This window comes from Pseudomonas sp. KBS0710 (genome assembly GCF_005938045.2).
In the GTDB taxonomy this organism is placed as follows: Bacteria; Pseudomonadota; Gammaproteobacteria; order Pseudomonadales; family Pseudomonadaceae; genus Aquipseudomonas.
The window spans coordinates 471,090-490,033 of the sequence record NZ_VCCF02000001.1; the positions used below are offsets into that span (position 1 = coordinate 471,090).

At 60.2% G+C, this 18,944-nt stretch carries 16 protein-coding genes and 2 tRNA genes; 11 read left to right on the forward strand and 7 right to left on the reverse strand.

The genetic code is table 11. The features are described 5' to 3' along the window. Nucleotides 1-4: 4 nt before the first annotated feature. The 4 genes from rimM (at nt 5) to FFI16_RS02225 (ending at nt 2,187) form a co-directional block, all read left to right on the forward strand. Entirely contained in the window at nt 5-541 is a 537-nt protein-coding gene (rimM, locus tag FFI16_RS02210) for a ribosome maturation factor RimM (protein ID WP_060763572.1), read from the forward strand. Then, on the forward strand, nt 523-1,296 hold the full coding sequence (trmD, locus tag FFI16_RS02215) for a tRNA (guanosine(37)-N1)-methyltransferase TrmD (protein WP_170875847.1): 774 nt from the start codon (nt 523-525) through the stop codon (nt 1,294-1,296). The genes rimM and trmD overlap by 19 nt, the downstream gene beginning before the upstream one ends. A gap of 45 nt (nt 1,297-1,341) precedes the next feature. Next, nucleotides 1,342-1,692 (forward strand): 50S ribosomal protein L19, encoded by a 351-nt coding sequence (rplS, locus tag FFI16_RS02220; protein WP_003175895.1) that lies wholly within the window; start codon nt 1,342-1,344, stop codon nt 1,690-1,692. An 81-nt stretch (nt 1,693-1,773) separates the two neighbouring features. Beyond that, a complete protein-coding gene (locus FFI16_RS02225) occupies nt 1,774-2,187 on the forward strand; it encodes an acyl-CoA thioesterase (RefSeq protein WP_138813976.1) in 414 nt (137 codons plus the stop codon). Between the two features lies 1 nt (nt 2,188). Here FFI16_RS02225 and FFI16_RS02230 read toward each other — a convergent pair whose 3' ends face one another. Further along, on the reverse strand, nt 2,189-3,997 hold the full coding sequence (locus FFI16_RS02230; RefSeq protein WP_138813977.1) for a sodium:proton antiporter: 1,809 nt from the start codon (nt 3,995-3,997) through the stop codon (nt 2,189-2,191). A 107-nt stretch (nt 3,998-4,104) separates the two neighbouring features. On the opposite strand from FFI16_RS02230, the gene xerD reads away from it, so the two are divergent. The 5 genes from xerD (at nt 4,105) to FFI16_RS02255 (ending at nt 9,373) form a co-directional block, all read left to right on the forward strand. Further along, nucleotides 4,105-5,001, forward strand: coding sequence for a site-specific tyrosine recombinase XerD (gene xerD, locus FFI16_RS02235; RefSeq protein WP_138813978.1), 897 nt, complete (start codon nt 4,105-4,107; stop codon nt 4,999-5,001). A gap of 140 nt (nt 5,002-5,141) precedes the next feature. Then, the gene (locus FFI16_RS02240) at nt 5,142-5,873 is read left to right on the forward strand and encodes a thioredoxin fold domain-containing protein (RefSeq protein ID WP_138813979.1); all 732 of its coding nucleotides are present in this window, start codon (nt 5,142-5,144) and stop codon (nt 5,871-5,873) included. A 130-nt stretch (nt 5,874-6,003) separates the two neighbouring features. Further along, entirely contained in the window at nt 6,004-7,308 is a 1,305-nt protein-coding gene (locus tag FFI16_RS02245) for a homoserine dehydrogenase (RefSeq protein WP_056858691.1), read from the forward strand. A 66-nt stretch (nt 7,309-7,374) separates the two neighbouring features. Beyond that, complete coding sequence (thrC, locus tag FFI16_RS02250; protein ID WP_138813980.1) at nt 7,375-8,784, forward strand: threonine synthase; 1,410 nt, start codon at nt 7,375-7,377, stop codon at nt 8,782-8,784. Between the two features lie 304 nt (nt 8,785-9,088). After that, the gene (locus tag FFI16_RS02255; protein WP_026013896.1) at nt 9,089-9,373 is read left to right on the forward strand and encodes a DUF3509 domain-containing protein; all 285 of its coding nucleotides are present in this window, start codon (nt 9,089-9,091) and stop codon (nt 9,371-9,373) included. A 182-nt stretch (nt 9,374-9,555) separates the two neighbouring features. Here the strand turns inward: FFI16_RS02255 and FFI16_RS02260 are convergent, their stop codons facing one another. Further along, complete coding sequence (locus tag FFI16_RS02260; protein ID WP_138813981.1) at nt 9,556-10,428, reverse strand: TIGR02285 family protein; 873 nt, start codon at nt 10,426-10,428, stop codon at nt 9,556-9,558. Then, a complete protein-coding gene (locus FFI16_RS02265) occupies nt 10,428-11,627 on the reverse strand; it encodes a CaiB/BaiF CoA-transferase family protein (protein ID WP_138813982.1) in 1,200 nt (399 codons plus the stop codon). Before FFI16_RS02265 ends, FFI16_RS02260 begins: the two co-directional genes overlap by 1 nt. 148 nt (nt 11,628-11,775) lie before the next feature. Here FFI16_RS02265 and FFI16_RS02270 point away from each other — a divergent pair, with 148 nt between their 5' ends. After that, nucleotides 11,776-12,318 (forward strand): YaeQ family protein, encoded by a 543-nt coding sequence (locus tag FFI16_RS02270; RefSeq protein WP_003193952.1) that lies wholly within the window; start codon nt 11,776-11,778, stop codon nt 12,316-12,318. Nucleotides 12,319-12,397: 79 nt separating this feature from the next. Continuing rightward, nucleotides 12,398-14,107 carry a single-stranded-DNA-specific exonuclease RecJ gene (gene recJ / locus FFI16_RS02275; protein ID WP_138813983.1) on the forward strand — a complete coding sequence of 570 codons (1,710 nt, stop codon included), beginning with the start codon at nt 12,398-12,400 and terminating at the stop codon, nt 14,105-14,107. A gap of 69 nt (nt 14,108-14,176) precedes the next feature. On the opposite strand, the gene FFI16_RS02280 is transcribed toward recJ, so the two are convergent. The 4 genes from FFI16_RS02280 to FFI16_RS02295 all read right to left on the reverse strand — a co-directional run bounded on the left by FFI16_RS02280 (nt 14,177) and on the right by FFI16_RS02295 (nt 18,745). After that, complete coding sequence (locus FFI16_RS02280) at nt 14,177-15,463, reverse strand: virulence factor family protein (protein WP_056858686.1); 1,287 nt, start codon at nt 15,461-15,463, stop codon at nt 14,177-14,179. Continuing rightward, nucleotides 15,463-18,105, reverse strand: a complete 2,643-nt coding sequence (mprF, locus tag FFI16_RS02285) for a bifunctional lysylphosphatidylglycerol flippase/synthetase MprF (RefSeq protein WP_017139740.1) — start codon at nt 18,103-18,105, stop codon at nt 15,463-15,465. The genes FFI16_RS02280 and mprF overlap by 1 nt, the downstream gene beginning before the upstream one ends. Nucleotides 18,106-18,384: 279 nt before the next feature. After that, nucleotides 18,385-18,461: transfer RNA gene (locus FFI16_RS02290), tRNA-Met, on the reverse strand. 207 nt (nt 18,462-18,668) lie between these two features. Beyond that, nucleotides 18,669-18,745 (reverse strand) — tRNA-Met (locus tag FFI16_RS02295). Between the last annotated feature and the right edge of the window lie 199 nt (nt 18,746-18,944).

Genomic DNA, 18,944 nt, shown 5'->3' on the forward strand with positions numbered 1-18,944 from the left:
CAATATGAACGCGACGCCAGCTGTTGCTGATGATTTGATCGTTATCGGCAAGATTTACTCTGTTCATGGCGTTCGCGGCGAAGTGAAGGTGTATTCCTTTACTGATCCGACTGAAAACCTGTTGCAGTACAAAACCTGGACGCTCAAGCGCGAAGGTAGTGTGAAACAGGTCGAGCTGGTCAGTGGACGCGGGAGCGATAAGTTCCTGGTCGCAAAGCTCAAGGGTCTTGATGATCGTGAAGAAGCTCGTCTTCTGGCCGGTTATGAGATCTGCGTGCCGCGCAACCTGTTCCCTGAATTGACCGACGGCGAGTACTACTGGTACCAGCTGGAAGGTCTGAAGGTTATTGATCAACTGGGGCAATTGCTCGGGAAAATCGATCACCTTCTGGAAACCGGCGCCAATGATGTAATGGTGGTCAAGCCTTGCGCTGGCAGCCTGGATGATCGTGAACGCCTGTTGCCGTATACCGAGCAATGCGTGTTGGCCGTCGACCTGGCCGTGGGCGAGATGAAGGTGGAATGGGACGCGGACTTCTAAGCGTGGCTAATTTGCGCATTGAAGTGATCAGTTTGTTTCCCGAGATGTTCTCCGCCATCAGCGAGTACGGCATCACCAGTCGGGCGGTGAAACAGGGGCTGTTGCAGCTTACCTGTTGGAACCCGCGAGACTACACGACGGATCGACATCACACTGTGGACGATCGCCCATTTGGCGGTGGCCCGGGCATGGTGATGAAGATCAAGCCCCTGGAAGATGCGTTGGTCGAGGCCAAGGCAGCAGCCGGGGAGAAGGCGAAGGTAATTTACCTGTCCCCTCAAGGCCGTCAGCTGAAACAGGCTGGCGTGCGCGAACTGGCGAATGAGGAGGCCTTAATCCTGATTGCCGGTCGCTATGAAGGCATTGACGAGCGTTTTATTGAAGCGCATGTCGATGAAGAGTGGTCGATTGGGGACTATGTCCTGTCTGGCGGCGAGCTGCCGGCGATGGTCCTGATAGATGCGGTTACACGACTGCTGCCTGGAGCTTTAGGGCATGCGGACTCCGCGGAGGAAGATTCCTTCACGGATGGTTTGCTGGATTGCCCGCACTACACCCGACCGGAGGTGTATGCGGATCAGCGTGTTCCCGACGTATTGCTAAGTGGCAATCACGCACACATCCGGCGTTGGCGTTTACAGCAGTCCCTTGGTCGGACCTATGAACGACGCGCCGATCTTCTGGAAAGCCGCTCGCTTTCTGGAGAAGAGAAGAAGCTGCTCGAGGAATACATCCTCGCGCGGGACGATAGTTAACAACGTATCGATGGTAGGTCCATTGACTTACCTTAGGAGCACAGCATGACTAACAAAATCATCCTTGCACTCGAAGCAGAGCAGATGACCAAAGAGATCCCTACCTTTGCCCCGGGCGACACTATTGTCGTTCAGGTGAAAGTGAAGGAAGGCGACCGTTCGCGTCTGCAAGCGTTCGAAGGCGTGGTAATCGCCAAGCGTAACCGTGGTGTGAACAGTGCTTTCACTGTTCGTAAAATCTCCAACGGTGTTGGCGTAGAGCGTACTTTCCAGACCTACAGCCCGCAAATCGACAGCATGGCCGTTAAGCGTCGCGGTGACGTACGTAAAGCCAAGCTGTACTACCTGCGTGACCTGTCCGGTAAAGCAGCTCGCATCAAGGAAAAACTGGCTTAAGTCCAGCTTCCCGATGCAGAAAAAAGCAGCCTACGGGCTGCTTTTTTGTGCCTGAAATTTGTCTATTACCGGTATTTGTCCATGACCACCCGCCTCGAAGAAATCCAGCGCCGCACCGACCTGTCCGTCACTCACGTGACCAAAGCGGTGTTCCCGCCGACCACCAACCACCACAACACGCTGTTCGGCGGTACTGCGCTGGCGTGGATGGATGAAGTGTCGTTCATCACCGCCACACGCTTTTGCCGCTTACCACTGGTGACCGTGTCCACCGACCGTATCGACTTCAACCACGCGATCCCGGCCGGCTCCATCGTCGAGCTGATCGGCCGCGTAATCAAAGTGGGTAATACCAGCCTCAAGGTCGAGGTTGAAGTATTCGTCGAGAGCATGAGTGCCGATGGTCGTGAAAAGGCGATCCAGGGCGTGTTCAGCTTTGTTGCGATTGATGCTGACAAACGCCCTGTGCCGGTATTACCGGGTTATGCCGACTGACTTATTCGGCTGTGTTGTTTGCTGGTTGAATCACGGCCAGCAAGGTCCAGCCAGCTACGGGCTTCAAGCTGCTGTCCGGGGTCACCACGTGTACCCAGCCGCCGGTGTCGCGGGCAAACAGCAGCGTCGCGCGGTCACCATGGAGTGCCTGGTACTGTTCCCAACTGAAGCCTTCAGTCAGGTTGGTGCTATATAGCTCTGCACCTTGGCCCAGCAGGCTCGCAAGTTTGGTGTAACTCAGGGGTTGGCTGCCCAGCAAATGGCCACGGTGCTCGTGGCTGGCTCGGTGTTTATCGGTGCGACGGTTTTCCTGGCTGCTGGCCAGGGCGAACAGACGATGCCCAAAATCGTGGCGAAAGCGCATGGCGGCCAGGGTGTTCAGCTCGCCCGAAGGTGAGAGCGCCAGCAAATGCCCGAGGCCGACCAGATCCAGATGCGATTCGGCATGCTGTGATGCCGGGTTGCCGAAGTAGGTGGGCAGCCCTTCCATTCGGCTGGCGCGGATGTTTTCCCAGCTGGAGTCGGTCAGCAGCACTCGACTGCCCAGTTGTTGCAACGCTTTGCCCAGGATGCGCGCCGGGCCGTTCGCGCCGACGATCAGGAAGCCGCTGGGCGCAGGCTCGGCGACTTTCAGCAGGCGTGCCAGTGGGCGGGCAGTGGCGCTTTGCAGGACAACGGTGCCGATAATCACCGCGAATGTCAGCGGCACCAGCAACAGTGCGCCTTCATGACCGGCCTCATCCAGGCGAATGGCGAAAATCGCCGACACGGCTGCGGCCACGATCCCCCGTGGTGCGATCCACGACAGCAGGGCACGTTCACGCCAGTTCAGGCCGGAACCGAAGGTCGAAAGCGCGACGTTCAAAGGTCGCGCAATAAATTGAATAATCAGTAACAGGATCAGTACGAACGGCCCCAAGGCAATCAGGGCGTTCAGGTCCAGGCGCGCGGCCAGCAGAATGAATAACCCGGAAATCAGCAGGACGCTGAGGTTTTCCTTGAAGTGCAGGATGTGGCGTACGTCAACGCCCTTCATATTGGCCATCCACATGCCCATCAACGTCACGGCCAGCAGGCCGGACTCATGCATCACCTCGTTGGAGGCGATGAAGATTCCCAGAACGCCAGCCAGCGTAGCCAGGTTATGCAGGTATTCCGGCAGCCACTGCCGGCGCATGATCTGCCCCAATACCCAACCACCGACGACTCCGAACAGGCTGCCGCACAGGATCACGCCGCCAAAGGTCAGCAGGCTGTGACTCAAGCCGTCGCCTGACGCGCGGGCGATGATAAAGCTGTAGACCACCACGGCGAGCAGCGCACCGATCGGGTCAATGACAATGCCTTCCCAGCGTAAGATATTGGCGATCGAGGCTTTTGGTCGCACGACACGTAACATGGGCACAATCACGGTAGGCCCGGTCACCAGTGTCAAGGTGCCGAAAAGCAGGGCGAGCATCCAGTCAAAACCCAGCAGCCAGTGGGTAGCCAGGGTAATGACGGCCCATGTCGACAGGGCGCCGACCGTGACGAGGCGATGCACGACGCTGCCGATCTCCTTCCATTCCGAAAGGTGCAGCGTGAGGCTGCCTTCAAACAGGATCAGTGCCACGGCCAGAGATACCAATGGCATCAGCAGCGGGCCGAACATTTCCTGAGGATTCAGCCAGCCCAGCACTGGCCCTGCCAGGATTCCGCTGACCAACAGAAACAGAATGGCGGGAAGTTTCAGGCGCCATGCCAGCCATTGGCAGGCCAGCGCGGCCACACCAATGCCACCAAATGCCAGCAGAATCTGTTGTTCGCTCATTGAAGCTTCCTGTTCCGTGAAATAGCGGGCTATGAAAGACTAGTGGCCGTTGTCACAGTTCACTAAATAATTTGCGCAAAGCCCTGTGCTGCGCTGCTTGAGTGCCCATGCCCGCCATTGACCACCCCCTGATCGACCGCTTCCTCGACGCCCTGTGGCTGGAAAAAGGCCTGTCGGATAACACCCGCCAGGCCTATCGCAGCGACTTGGCCCTGTTCAACGGCTGGTTGCAGGAGAAAAACCTCGAACTGATCAATGCCGGCCGTGAGTTGATCCTCGATCACCTGGCCTGGCGCCTGGAGCAGAACTACAAACCGCGTTCCACGGCGCGATTTCTCTCGGGTGTGCGTGGGTTTTATCGCTATTTGCTGCGGGAAAAACTGATTGCTCTCGACCCTACCCTGCAGATCGATATGCCCCAGCTCGGTAGGCCATTGCCTAAATCCTTGTCGGAAGCTGACGTAGACGCCTTGCTCGCCGCGCCCGATCTGAGCGAGGCCATCGGCCAGCGCGACCGCGCCATGCTGGAAGTCTTGTATGCCTGCGGCCTGCGCGTGACCGAGCTGATCAGCCTGACCCTGGAGCAAGTCAACCTGCGCCAGGGCGTGCTGCGTGTGATGGGTAAGGGCAGCAAGGAGCGGCTGGTGCCGATGGGCGAGGAGGCGATTGTGTGGGTGGAGCGCTATATGCGTGACGCCCGCAACGAGCTGCTCGGCGGGCGGCCCAGTGATGTGCTGTTCCCCAGCCTGCGCGGCGAGCAGATGACCCGCCAGACCTTCTGGCACCGTATCAAGCACCAGGCCAAGGTCGCCGGGATCGGCAAGGCGTTGTCGCCGCATACCTTGCGCCATGCGTTTGCCACGCATTTGCTCAACCACGGCGCGGATTTACGCGTGGTGCAAATGCTGCTGGGGCACAGCGACTTGTCCACTACTCAGATCTATACCCATGTGGCCCGCGCGCGCTTGCAGGAGATGCACGCCAAGCATCACCCGCGCGGTTGAAAGCCGCCAATTTGTGCCGCCACGGGCTGCCCTGGCGCCCAACTGTGGTAGGCTTTGCCGGTTAGCAAAGGGGACGGCCACTGCCCGCGTTTCCAAGCGGTGTTCCACTGCCGTCCCTGCATCTGCCTTCAGGAGTTCCCATGCGCTTGACCCAGATTATTGCCGCCGCAGCGATTGCGTTGGTTTCCACCTTTGTTGTCGCCGATGACGCCGCCGAGCAAACCATTCGCAAGAGTTTGGCGGACCTGAAGCTCGACACCCCGATCGAAAGCATCAGTGCCAGCCCTATGGCCGGCCTGTACGAAGTCAAACTCAAGGGCAGCCGTGTGCTGTACGCCAGCGCCGATGGCCAGTACATCGTTCAGGGCTACCTGTTCCAGCTAAAAGACGGCAAGCCGGTCAACCTGACCGAGAAGGCCGAGCGCCTGGGCGTGTCCAAGCTGATCAACGGTATCCCGGTGGCTGAAACCGTGGTGTACCCGGCCATTGGCGAGACCAAGACCCACATCACGGTGTTCACCGACACCACGTGCCCGTACTGCCACAAGCTGCACGCCGAAGTGCCTGCGCTGAACAAGGCCGGTATCGAAGTGCGCTACGTCGCGTTCCCGCGCCAGGGCCTGGGTTCGCCGGGTGACGAGCAGCTGCAAGCCGTGTGGTGCTCGACCGACAAGAAAGCGGCCATGGACAAAATGGTCGATGGCAAGGAAATCAAGGCGGCCAAATGTGCCAACCCGGTTTCCAAGCAGTTCGCCCTCGGCCAGTCGATTGGCGTGAACGGTACACCGGCCATCGTTTTGGCTGACGGCCAAGTGATTCCGGGCTACCAGCCGGCGCCACAAGTTGCCAAACTGGCGCTCAGTGCCAAGTAAACCAGCATCGTCGAACCTTTGACGATCATGGCCCGCCGACCGATCGACGGGCCATCAAATTGAAAGCCGCAGTTGTGCGGCTGTTTTCCACGGCCGACCTAGCGTCGGCCGTTTCATGGGGAGTTCTTCAGTGAAACCGGTCAAAGTAGGCATCTGTGGGTTAGGGACCGTCGGTGGCGGCACCTTCAACGTACTTCAGCGTAATGCTGAAGAAATTTCCCGCCGTGCAGGGCGTGGGATTGAAGTGGCGCAAATTGCCACGCGTACGCCAAAGCCTCAGTTCCAAACGACCGGTATTGCGATTACCAACGATGTCTTCGCCGTGGCCACCAACCCTGAAATCGATATCGTCATCGAGCTGGTCGGCGGCTATACCGTGGCCCGCGACCTGGTGCTGCTGGCCATCGAGAATGGCAAGCACGTGGTCACCGCCAACAAGGCGCTGATCGCCGTGCACGGCAACGAGATCTTTGCCAAGGCGCGTGAAAAGGGCGTGATCGTCGCGTTCGAAGCCGCCGTGGCCGGTGGCATTCCGGTGATCAAGGCGATCCGTGAAGGCCTGTCCGCCAACCGTATCAACTGGGTGGCCGGCATCATCAACGGCACCGGCAACTTCATCCTCACCGAAATGCGCGAGAAGGGCCGCACCTTCGAGGACGTGCTGGCCGAAGCCCAGGCCCTGGGTTACGCCGAAGCCGACCCGACCTTCGACGTGGAAGGCATCGACGCAGCGCACAAGCTGACCATTTTGGCGTCCATCGCCTTTGGTATCCCGCTGCAGTTCGACAAGGCCTACACCGAAGGCATCACCAAGCTGACCACCGCCGACGTGAACTACGCCGAAGCCCTGGGCTACCGCATCAAGCACCTTGGTGTGGCGCGCAGCACCCCGGCCGGTATCGAGTTGCGTGTACACCCGACGCTGATCCCGGCCGACCGCCTGATCGCCAACGTCAATGGCGTGATGAACGCCGTGATGGTCAACGGTGACGCCGCCGGTTCCACCCTGTTCTACGGCGCCGGCGCCGGCATGGAGCCGACCGCTTCGTCGGTAATCGCCGACCTGGTGGACGTGGTTCGCGCCATGACCAGCGACCCGGAAAACCGCGTGCCGCACCTGGCCTTCCAGCCGGACTCGCTGTCGGCGCACCCGATCCTGCCGATCGAAGCCTGCGAAAGCGCCTACTACCTGCGCATCCAGGCCAAGGACCATCCAGGCGTGTTGGCCCAGGTGGCCAGCATCCTCTCGGAGCGCGGCATCAACATCGAGTCGATCATGCAGAAGGAAGTCGAGGAGCAAGACGGCCTGGTGCCGATGATCCTGCTGACCCACCGCGTGCTCGAGCAGCACATCAACGATGCCATCGCCGCGCTTGAAGCGTTGCAGGGCGTGGTTGGGCCGGTGGTGCGCATCCGTGTTGAACACCTGAACTAATCGTTTAGCGGCAAGGGCCCCACAGGTTCGGCGGCCCTTGTTCAGAATGCTCTAGAGGAGCCAGTCATGCGTTATATCAGCACCCGCGGCCAGGCACCGGCCCTGAACTTCGAAGACGTTTTGCTCGCCGGTCTTGCCACTGATGGCGGCCTGTACGTGCCGGAAAACCTGCCACGTTTCACCCAGGAAGAAATCGCCTCGTGGGCCGGCCTGCCGTACCACGAACTGGCGTTCCGGGTGATGCGCCCGTTTGTTACCGGCAGCATTCCGGATGCAGACTTTAAAAAGATTCTGGAAGAAACCTATGGCGTGTTTTCCCACAACGCCATCGCGCCACTGCGTCAGCTGAACGGCAACGAGTGGGTACTGGAGCTGTTCCACGGCCCGACCCTGGCATTCAAGGACTTCGCCCTGCAACTGCTCGGTCGCCTGCTCGATTACGTGCTGGAGAAGCGTGGCGAGCGCGTGGTGATCATCGGTGCCACCTCCGGTGATACCGGCTCGGCGGCCATCGAAGGTTGCAAGCACTGCGAGAACGTCGACATCTTCATCCTGCACCCGCACAAGCGCGTGTCGGAGGTGCAGCGTCGCCAGATGACCACCATCTTTGGTCAGAACATCCACAACATCGCTATCGAAGGCAACTTCGATGACTGCCAGGAAATGGTCAAGAACAGCTTCGCTGACCAGAGCTTCCTCAAAGGTACGCGTCTGGTGGCGGTGAACTCGATCAACTGGGCGCGGATCATGGCCCAGATCGTCTACTACTTCCACGCCTCCCTGCAGTTGGGCGGCCCGGCGCGTTCGGTGTCGTTCTCGGTGCCGACCGGCAACTTTGGCGACATCTTCGCCGGTTACCTGGCGCGCAACATGGGCCTGCCGATCAACCAGTTGATCGTCGCCACCAACCGCAACGACATCCTGCACCGCTTCATGAGCGGCAACCAGTACGTCAAGGAAACCCTGCACGCCACGCTGTCGCCGTCGATGGACATCATGGTCTCGTCGAACTTCGAACGCCTGCTGTTCGACATGCACGGTCGCAACGGCGCAGCCATTGCCGGTTTGATGGACACCTTCAAGAGCGGTGGCGGTTTCAGCGTTGACGAAGAGCGCTGGACCGAAACCCGCAAGCTGTTCGACTCGCTGGCCGTGGACGATGCGCAAACCTGCGAAACCATCGCCGAAGTCTATGCGCAGACCGGCGAGCTGCTCGACCCGCACACCGCCATCGGTGTGAAGGCCGCACGTGAATGCCGTCGCAGCCTGGACATCCCGATGGTGATTTTGGGCACCGCCCACCCGGTCAAATTCCCGGAAGCGGTGGAGAAGGCTGGCGTTGGCAAGGCGCTGGAACTGCCGCAGCACTTGGCGGACCTGTTCGAGCGTGAAGAGCGCTGCACCGTGCTGGCCAATGACCTGAAAGCGGTGCAGGCGTTTGTCAGCCAGCATGGCAATCGCGGTAAGCCACTCTGATTCATCAGTGGTTGCGCGGCAGAAAAGGCCCGTCTTCGTGACGGGCTTTTTCATTCTGGCATTAAGGTGCGCAGTGGCGCTCCAGACGCGGCTTTCAAGGCTGGCTCCCAGGTTAATCCTGGGATTCCAGCCTGTTGGGGGTTGTTTTCTCTCTGTCATCTTTGCCGTGCATGCTCGGTTGACTCGGGCAGGCGACCACACAAAAGGTCGAACTTTCTGCTGCGGGCACGGGTCACTTGAATGTCAGCACCTTAGTGACATTTTTGTTTTTCGAACCTTTTCGAATGATTGAGTGGTGATCGAGATGGAAAGTATCAGCCTATTGCTCGAAGAAGCACTGAGCCCTTATCAGGTTACGTTGACCACCTCGGGTGTGCAGGGCGAGTGCCTGGTGACCGTGAAGAATCCGGCTGGCGCGATTGTCGTCGAGCGGGAAGTCGATCGCGCGCAATTGACCGATAAGCGCGTGCTGGTGGATGTGGTCGATTGCCTGCTGCGCGACCTGAAAATCGCTGAAGGGCGCCTGGAACCCTCGGTTATCGCTGCCTTGCGCAACGCCGCACAGACTCGCGGCAGCGTCATCGCATGAAGAAATGTTTAATTGGCGAAACTTCCTACGTCATGCCCGGTCAGATTTTTTAACAGCAAGAGCAAACATTGTGCTCCGGTGTTTGTGGCTTGTTGTACTGGTCTTTGTAGGCCACGTTTAACCCCGAAGTGTCTCCCCACTCTTCGGGGTTTCTTTTTGCCTGGGATTTGCCCAGCACAGGCTCAAGGCTCGGGTGAGTCCAGGAAAAAGCTCGAGTTATCCAACAAATACTGTTCACGCATTACCGGGTCTAACCACGAGGCGTAGGACTGTTGCACCTGCTCCTGTGGGATCTCGCTCAGCGCCTGATCGATTCGCTGTATGGCCTGGCGACCTTGCGGCGTATTGGAGCAGCCGATATGCGTGCGCTGATAAGGCGCTGAATCCTTGATGGGCAAGAACAGCAGGTCCTGGGCTGCAATCCCCTGTTGCTGGGCGTGATAGCGGACTTCCGGCGGGTAGCCCAGCACTGCCTCCAGCCGCCCCAGGCGCTGCATTTGCAGCAGGCTGCCAAGGGCATCATTGCCATAATGCAGGGCCACGGTGTGCGGGTGGGCGTGCTTTAGCTGTTCATCCACGACTGGGCCGTAGCTGCGTTCGGCCGTGGCGCCGATGCGGGCCTTATGGGCTGTGAGAAAGGCTTGCAGGTCAAACTGACCCTCGACGATATAGGGCGCCATGGCCGCCTGTTGGCTGCGCTGGATCGTCACCCCATTGCTGACCACCACAAATGCCTGGGCGGAAAACACCACGTACTGGGCACGCTCCGGCGTCCACAGCAGCGATGGGTCACAGGTCAGGGTTTGAGCGCGCAGCATTTGAATGCCGCGCGCGCGGTTGACGTGCATCACTTGATGCCGATAGTCCGGCAGGCGCTCCCTGAGCAGCGGCAGCAGTTGGTCGAGTGCGCCCTGGTTTTTTTGCGGGCCTTCGAAGATGGTCAATGGCGGCAGGTCGCGCAGCAGCCAGGTCAGCGTGTCCTCGGCCTGTGCCGGCAGCGACCAACTGCCGAGCAGCGTGCTTACAAGCAGCAATCGGATGTACGGGCAAACCATCAGATTGCGCCATCCTCACGCAAACAGGCGATGGCGTCGGCGTCGTAACCCAGCTCACTGAGCACTGTGCTGTTGTGCTCACCCAATTGCGGCCCAACCCATTCACAACTGCCCGGCGTCTCGGAGAGCTTGGGTACGATGCCTGGCATCTTGAAGTCCTTGCCACCTGGCAACTGCGCCTTGAGGAACATTTCCCGGGCCAGAAACTGCGGGTCGCCGAGCATGTCTTCGGCACTGTAGATACGGCTGGCGGGCACCTCGGCCTTGTTCAGTTGCTCAATCACTTGCTCCAGCGGCAGCGAGTTGACCCACCGATCAATCACCCCGTAAAGCTCGTCACGGCGGCTGTCACGCCCGTCATTGCTGGCCAGGGCCGGGTCATTGGCCAGGTCGTCGCGGCCGATGGCGCTCATGAAGCGCTTGAAGATCGCGTCGCCATTGGCGCCGATCTGCACATGTTTGCCGTCGGCACTGGTATGGATCGATGAAGGCGTGATGCCGGGCATGATGTTGCCGGTGCGCTCGCGGATAAACCCGAACACGTCGAACTCCGGGATCATGCTTTCCATCATCGCGAAAATGGCTTCGTACAGCGCCACATCCACCACTTGGCCGAGCCCGCCGTTGACCTCGCGATGACGCAAGGCCATCAGCGCGCCGATCACCGCCCACAGGGCCGCGATGGAGTCGCCGATGGAAATCCCGGTGCGCACCGGCGGGCGGTCTTCGAAGCCGGTGATATAACGCAAACCGCCCATGGACTCGCCCACCGCGCCAAAGCCCGGCTGGTCTTTCATCGGCCCGGTCTGGCCGAAACCGGAGAGACGCACCATCACCAGCTTGGGGTTCAGCGCGTGCAGGGTTTCCCAGCTCAAGCCGAGTTTTTCCAGCACGCCGGGGCGGAAGTTTTCGATCAGGATGTCGGCGTCCGCCAGCAGCTGCTTAAGAATCGCCAGGCCGTCCGGGTGTTTGAGGTTCAGGGTCAGCGACTTTTTATTGCGCGCCTGCACAAACCACCACAACGACGTGCCTTCGTACAGCTTGCGCCACTTGCGCAGCGGGTCGCCGCCGTCGGGGGATTCGACCTTGACCACGTCGGCACCGAATTCGGCGCAGATACGTGAGGCAAACGGGCCGGCGATCAGGGTGCCCAGTTCGATGACTTTCAGGCCGGCGAGCGGTTTGGCATTAAACGACATGAGGATCCTTAGCGAGCAGGGGCGGTGGTGTCATGCCTTTTAACATAGGCGAGCGGCCCAGGGATAAGCATGATGCAGCGCAGTATTCGTTCAATGGCTGCCCCATCGGTTAGACTGGCGACCTTTCCCTGTCTTTAGAAGCCCGTTCATGGCCCAGCCGTCCACGACCTACAAATTTGAACTGAACCTCACCGACCTCGATCGCTCGGTGTACGAGAGCGTCAAGCAGACCATCGCCCGCCACCCTTCGGAAACCGAAGAGCGCATGACTGTGCGGCTGCTGGCCTACGCCCTTTGGTACAACGAGCAGTTGGCGTTCGGGCGTGGCCTGTCAGATGTAGACGAGCCAGCCCTGTGGGAAAAAAGCCTGGATGATCGGGTTCTGCACTGGATTGAAGTCGGCCAGCCCGACGCCGACCGCCTGACCTGGTGCTCACGTCGCACCGAACGCACCAGCCTGCTGGCTTATGGCAGCCTGCGCGTATGGGAGGGCAAGGTGGTGCCGGTGGCCAATAACCTCAAGAACGTCCACATCGCCGCCGTGCCGCAGGAAGTCCTCGAGACCCTGGCCAAGGACATGCCGCGCGTGATCAAGTGGGATGTGATGATCAGCGAAGGCACTATTTTCGTGACTGACGACCGTGGCCAGCATGAAGTGCAATTGCAATGGCTGGTTGGCGAACGCGGCTGAAGAGGTGCAGCTTCAAGCGGCAAGCTTGAATCTTGCAGCTCATTACTAATATCCACTACAGAGAATTCCCCTTCGTCCCATGCGTATTGATCCTCGCCCGTTGCCCGCCGTCCTGCCATTCCTCGGTGAATTGCCACCGCTGTTGACCCGTCTCTACGCCGCACGCGGGGTGCAGTCGGAGGCTGAGCTGGACAAGAGCCTGGCGCGGTTGATTCCCTACCAGCAACTCAAGGGCATCGACGCGGCGGTAGACCTGCTGGTGACGGCCCTGGAGCAGCGCCAGCGTATCCTCATCGTCGGTGACTTCGACGCCGATGGCGCCACGGCCAGTACCGTGGGCACCTTGGGCCTGCGTTTGCTGGGTGCGGCGCATGTCGATTACCTGGTGCCCAACCGCTTCGAATACGGCTACGGCCTGACCCCGGAAATCGTCGCTGTGGCGTTGCAACGCGAGCCGCAGTTGCTGATCACCGTGGACAACGGCATCTCCAGCGTTGAAGGCGTGGCGGCGGCGAAGGCAGCCGGTTTGCAGGTACTGGTCACCGACCACCACTTGCCCGGCGATGAATTGCCGGCGGCGGATGCCATCGTCAACCCGAACCAGCCTGGCTGCGAGTTTCCGAGCAAGGCGTTGGCCGGCGTCGGTGTGATCTTCTACGTGCTGATGGCCCTGCGCGCGCGGCTGCGCAGCCTGGGCTGGTACGCCAACAAACCGCAGCCGAACATCGGTGAGCTGCTCGATCTGGTCGCCTTGGGCAGCGTCGCTGACGTGGTGCCGCTGGATGCCAACAACCGCATCCTGGTGCACCAAGGCCTGGAGCGTATTCGTGCCGGGCGTGCGCGGCCGGGGATCAAGGCGATTCTCGAAGTGGCCAAGCGTGATGCGGCGCGTATCACCTCCACCGATCTCGGTTTTATCCTCGGGCCACGCCTCAATGCGGCGGGGCGCCTGGATGATATGAGCCTGGGCATTGAATGCCTGCTCACCAGCGACGTGGCGGCGGCACGGGAAATGGCCGCGCAACTGGACGGCATGAACCAGGACCGCAAATCCATCGAACAAGGCATGCAGCGCGAGGCCCTGGCCCAGCTCAAGGACTTGCCGGTGGAGTCGATGCCTTACGGCTTGTGCCTGTTCGACCCGGAATGGCACCAAGGTGTGATCGGTATTCTGGCCTCGCGCATGAAAGAGCGGTACTTCCGCCCGACCATCGCCTTCGCCGACGCCGGTGATGGCCTGCTCAAGGGCTCAGGGCGCTCTGTGCAGGGTTTTCACATCCGAGATGCCCTGGCGGTGGTCGCCAGCCAGCATCCCAACCTGATCGCCAAGTACGGCGGCCACGCCATGGCGGCCGGCCTGACCTTGCGCGAGGAAAACTTCCCACTGTTTGCCCAAGCCTTTGACGCCGAAGTGCGCCGGCAACTGCGTGAAGAAGACCTCACCGGTCGCCTGCTGACCGACGGCACGTTGGCGGTGGAAGAGTTTCACCTGGAACTGGCACGTGCCCTGCGACATGCCGGGCCATGGGGCCAGCACTTTCCCGAGCCGTTGTTTCACGGGGTGTTTCAACTGGTGGAACAGCGCGTGGTCGGCGAGCGGCACCTTAAAGTGGTGCTCAAGAGCGAATGCGGGTCAGTGAAGCTCGACGGCATTGCGTTTGGCGTGGACCGAGAGGTGTGGCCGAACCCGACAGTGCGTTGGGTGGAGTTGGCCTACAAGCTGGATGTGAACGAGTTTCGTGGCAATGAGACGGTGCAGTTGATGATTGCGCATATCGAACCGCGCTGAATTTCAGCACCACCACAAAACAACTGTGGGAGCTGGCTCCCACATTTTTAATCCGCGTACAGCTCGGTATTACTCGGCCTTGTCTTTAGCCTGGTGCTTCACAATGATATCCACCAAGCGCTGAGCCAGCGCCGGGTAGTTCTCATCAAAGTGATGCCCGCCCGGCAGCTTCACCGCCTCGCCCACCGCAGTAGTGTCGGTGCAGCCGCTCTCGTTGACCTCTTCAGCACCGTAGATGCACACCACTTTGTCCGCCGGCAGCTTGGCCATTTCCGGGCCGGTGGCGGCTTCTTTGCCAGCATTGCCCAACCAGCCTTCCACTTCGATTTCAAAGCTGCCGGTGCGTGCGAATGCGAGCAGGATAATCGCGTCGACACGCTGCTGTTCGCTTTCCGGCATGCGGTTGTAGATGGCTGGCAGTACGTCGGCGCCGAACGAATAACCGGTCAGCACGAAGCGCTTGGTGCCCCACTTCTGGCGGTAGTGCTGCATCAGCTCGGTGAGGTCTTTGGCGCTTTGTTCCGGGGTCTTGTGCTGCCAGTAGTAGCGCAGGGTGTCGATGCCGACCACCGGGTAGCCGATCTTGGCCATTTCACCGGCCACATCGCGGTCCAGGTCACGCCAGCCGCCGTCACCGGAGAGGAACAGGGTGACGGTGTCCTTGGCTTGGCCAGCCGGTACTTCGACCACGGGAATCGCCAGGCCGCCGTTGTCCGAACCGACCAATTGCTTGCGCAGTTCGTTGTTCAGCACTTGCGGGTAGTGAATGTCGTAGTCGCTGATGCTGGTCGTCGCGCGCGGTGTATCGCGTACGAAACTGGCGCTCTCATCGTCAGGGTTATCGTTCCACGCCACCAGCCAGTTGCCATGGGCGGAGGTCTTTGGCAGTGGGTCTTTGCAGCCTTCCTGCACCAGGGCGAAGCCGACGGAGATGGCATTGGCCTTGTCGTCGTTCTGTGTGGCCAGCCAGCGCCAGGCGAGCGCGGCGCCAGGGCCGATGCCGCTGACCAGCGTCGCCGGGCCTTTAAGCTGGGCCAGGGCGCTTTGCAGGGCTTGTTCCTGCAGCTTGCAGTCATCTTTTGGCAGGATCACTTGCACGATCTGCGCAGAGCCGCCCTGGCTCAGGGCAATCAGCTGGCTGTCGCTCAAGGTTTCGTCGGCCATTACGGCCACGGCCACGCGGGCTTTTGCCGAGCCGTTAGGCGTCACACGGGTCATCACCGAACCGTCGGCCTGGGGCAGTTGTTCCAGGGTCGGTTGCGGGGCAGGGCGGTTCCAGTACCAAAAGCCACCCGCCGCGATCAGCGCGAGCAGCACTACTAAGGCCAATACATACCGCCAGGAGCGTCGAATCATCAGCGTTTCACCAATCCAGTCAAGCCGCCCGCAATCAGGGCGGCGGTATCGGCCAGTGCCACCAGCGGATCAAGTCCTGCGGGCACGGCCATATAACGGGGTTCCCAGTCAGGCTGGAACTTGTCTTTGAAGCGGCGCAAACCTTGGAAGTTATACAACTGCTCGCCACGGCGGAACACCATCGAGCCCAGGCGTTGGGTCAGCGGCGCACCACGGCGCGGTTGCAGGCCCGACAACGGCACCATGCCGAGGCTGAAGCGGGCGTAATCATGGTTCTTATAATGTTGAATCAGGCCAACCATCATGAATTCCATGGTCAGCTTCGGCGCGTCCGGGTGCGCACGCATCAGGTCGAGACTGGCCAGGTCATGGTTGTAGGTCTCGAGCAGGTTGGCGAAGGCTACCGGGCGCCCTTCGAAGCGAATGATCGCGATGCGAAAGTGCTTGAGGTAGTCGTCGCTGAAACGTCCGAGGGAGAAGCCCTTTTCCCGCACGTTCTTGCCGGTCAGCCAGGCATCGGAGATGACTTTAAGCTCATCCATCGGCGCCTGGCCCGGGTCGCAGATCTCCAGGGACAGGCCGTCCCGGGTGCCACGGTTCCAGGTGTAGCGCAGGTCCTTCATCTCTTTGCCCTTGGCTTCCAGGTCAAAGCGTTTGAGGTCGACGCGGGCTTCTTCGCCCAGCTTGATCGCGGTGAGGCCGATGTCCATGTAATACGGCAGGTTCTCGGCGCGCACCTGGTAGAACACTGGGCGCGCGTGATGGATGTCGCACAGGTCACGGAACTGCCAGATCATCTCGGCGCGTGGTTGGGTCGGGCCGATCGGGTCGTACAAGGCCACCAGGCTGCGCCCTCGACGAGCGTACATCAGGAAGGCTTCATCGTTGGGATGGAACAGCAACGCCTTGTCGCCGGTCAGCGCCAGGCCGCCGTCGGGTTGCGAGGAGGCCATCAGGATCTTGGTGGCGCGCTCAAGCTCATCCGGCGTCGGCAAGTGAATAACCGGGCGCGCAGTGCGCAGCAGCCAGGTCAACGACACGATGACCAGCAACACCGCCGCACCCAGCAACGAACGCAGGCCGCGCGGGGCGTTGGCGTCCAGGGTGAACTGCCACCACAGTTGATGGCTGTAGGGCACGTCTTGATAGGCAAACAGCAGCAGCCAGATCGAGGCGCCCAGCACGCAGACGCTGGCCACCAGGTACAGCGGCGAGAACGGCAGTTCAGTCAGGCGGCTGGCGCGGTAAAACGAGCGACGGAAGATCGCCAGCAGCACCGCCGTCATGATCATCAGGCTGGCTTCTTCCCAGTCGAAGCCTTTGAGCAGCGAGAGCAGGGCGCCGGTCAGCAGCAGCACCATGGTCAGCATCCAGGCCGCCGACAAACGTCGACGCAGGCCTTGGGCGAGCAGCAGGCACAACACGCCGATCAGGCTGGCACCGAAGTGCGAGGCATCAATCAGGCGGTGGGGAATCAGGAAGCCGATGTTTTCCAGGCGTGAGTCGATTTCCGGCGTGGCGCCGGAAAACAGCAGGACCACGCCGGACAAAAAAACCAGTACAGCCAGCACCGGTGCCGCCAGGCCCGAAGCAACCCGCAGGCTTTGCTGGGTCTGGAACAGGCGCTGGGCTTCATTGACCAGCAGAAAGATACAGGCGATCAGCAGTGGCAGCACCACGTAGATCATCCGGTACAACAGCAGAGCGGCGGCCAATGGCGCGGCGCCGAGTTTGTCGGCGAAGGCGGCCAGCAGAATTGCCTCGAACACGCCCACGCCACCCGGCACATGGCTGAGTACACCGGCAGCCAGGGCCAGCAGGTACACCAGCAGGAACGGGCCGAACGGTGGCGCTTCCGGCAGCAGCATATAAAGGACGGTGGCGGCAGCGGCCACATCCAGTGCGGTAATGATCAGTTGCAGGAAGGTCAGGCGGCGGCCGGGCAAGCGCAGCGTGCGGCGCCCTGCCTTGACCAGCAGATTGTCCGGGTACGGTTGTTCCGGCAGGCGGCGGCGATAAATGCCGATGCACAGCGCAACCGACAGCAGCAGCACCGCGCCGGCAATGCCACCGAGCAGCCCTTGGGACAAGTGCAAGTAGGTCGAGGCCGCCGGCAAGTTGCTCAAGGTGGCCAATGCCGCCAGCGGCGGCAGGGCAGTGCCCAAGGCCAGGCTGGCAAACACGGTCATGTGCGCCACTTCCGAAGCGCCGATACCGTGGCGTGCATATAAACGGTAGCGCACCGAGCCACCGGAGAGCATCGACAGGCCAATGGCATTGCCGATGGCAAAGGCGGTGAAGCCGCCCATGGCCAGGGTCTTGGCCGGCAGCTTCACGCCGGCATAACGTGCGCCGGAGAATTCATAGCCCAATAGAATGATGAAACCGGCGACTGCGGCGGCAAATGCGCCGAGCAAGGCCGGCTTGGGCACTTCCAGAATCGAGTCGTGGAGCGCGTACAGGTCCAGTTCCAGCAACAGGTGTCGGCAGGCAATCAGGGCGATAGCAAACAGCAACAGGGTGACGGCCAGCCCAATGGGTTGACGGTATTTGCTCAACAGATCCAGCCAACGCAAACGGGTGGGAGTGATCGGTTGTTCCGCTGTGACGGTGTCTTGTGGTTCAGACGAGTTGGCGCGCATCAATCACCTCGTGGATTGTGCGCGACAGGATGGAGGTATCCAGCCAAGTTACCAATCCCTATGGACAAAATAATTACAAATATTAACGCTTATCGCCGGGTGCGGCGACAGCGGCCATTGGTCGTAGAGGGTCGTGCGTGAGTACTGAGCATAGCTCGCAATGACATGGACTCTGCAAACCGAATACGGTTTCATGAAAGATGCCATGCCATTGTTTCAGAAGAACTTTTTCACCGGATACAAAAAAGGCCACTCTTTCGAGTAGCCTTTTTTGATGTTTGGTTGCGGGAGCCGGATTTGAACCGACGACCTTCGGGTTATGAGCCCGACGAGCTACCAGACTGCTCCATCCCGCGTCTGTGGGCGGCATTCTACAGCCCAACGGCGAGGTGTCAACCGTTAATAGGCTGATGGGTCAAATAAGTGGAAATTAGTCGGTCAGCGCCCACCTTGTGCGGTAAGTGCACGGTGGGCAACGCTTTTTCTGTCTTACAATTTTCGTACAGGGCTAAAACAGGCGCGCACAAAAAAGGCCACTCTTTCGAGTAGCCTTTTTTGATGTTTGGTTGCGGGAGCCGGATTTGAACCGACGACCTTCGGGTTATGAGCCCGACGAGCTACCAGACTGCTCCATCCCGCGTCTGTGTGTCGGCATTCTACAGAGGAACGCCGGTGTGTCAACCCGTGAATTGAAGAAAAGCGCTTGTGGTTCAATCGGTTAGCTCTCCAAGATGGGCATAAGGCGGCCGCGGGGCCAGTCTGGCCGAGGGTTTCAGCTCTATTGGCAGGTAGATTTCGATTGAGAAAATAAATTCACCTTGGAAATTTCCTACCGCTCA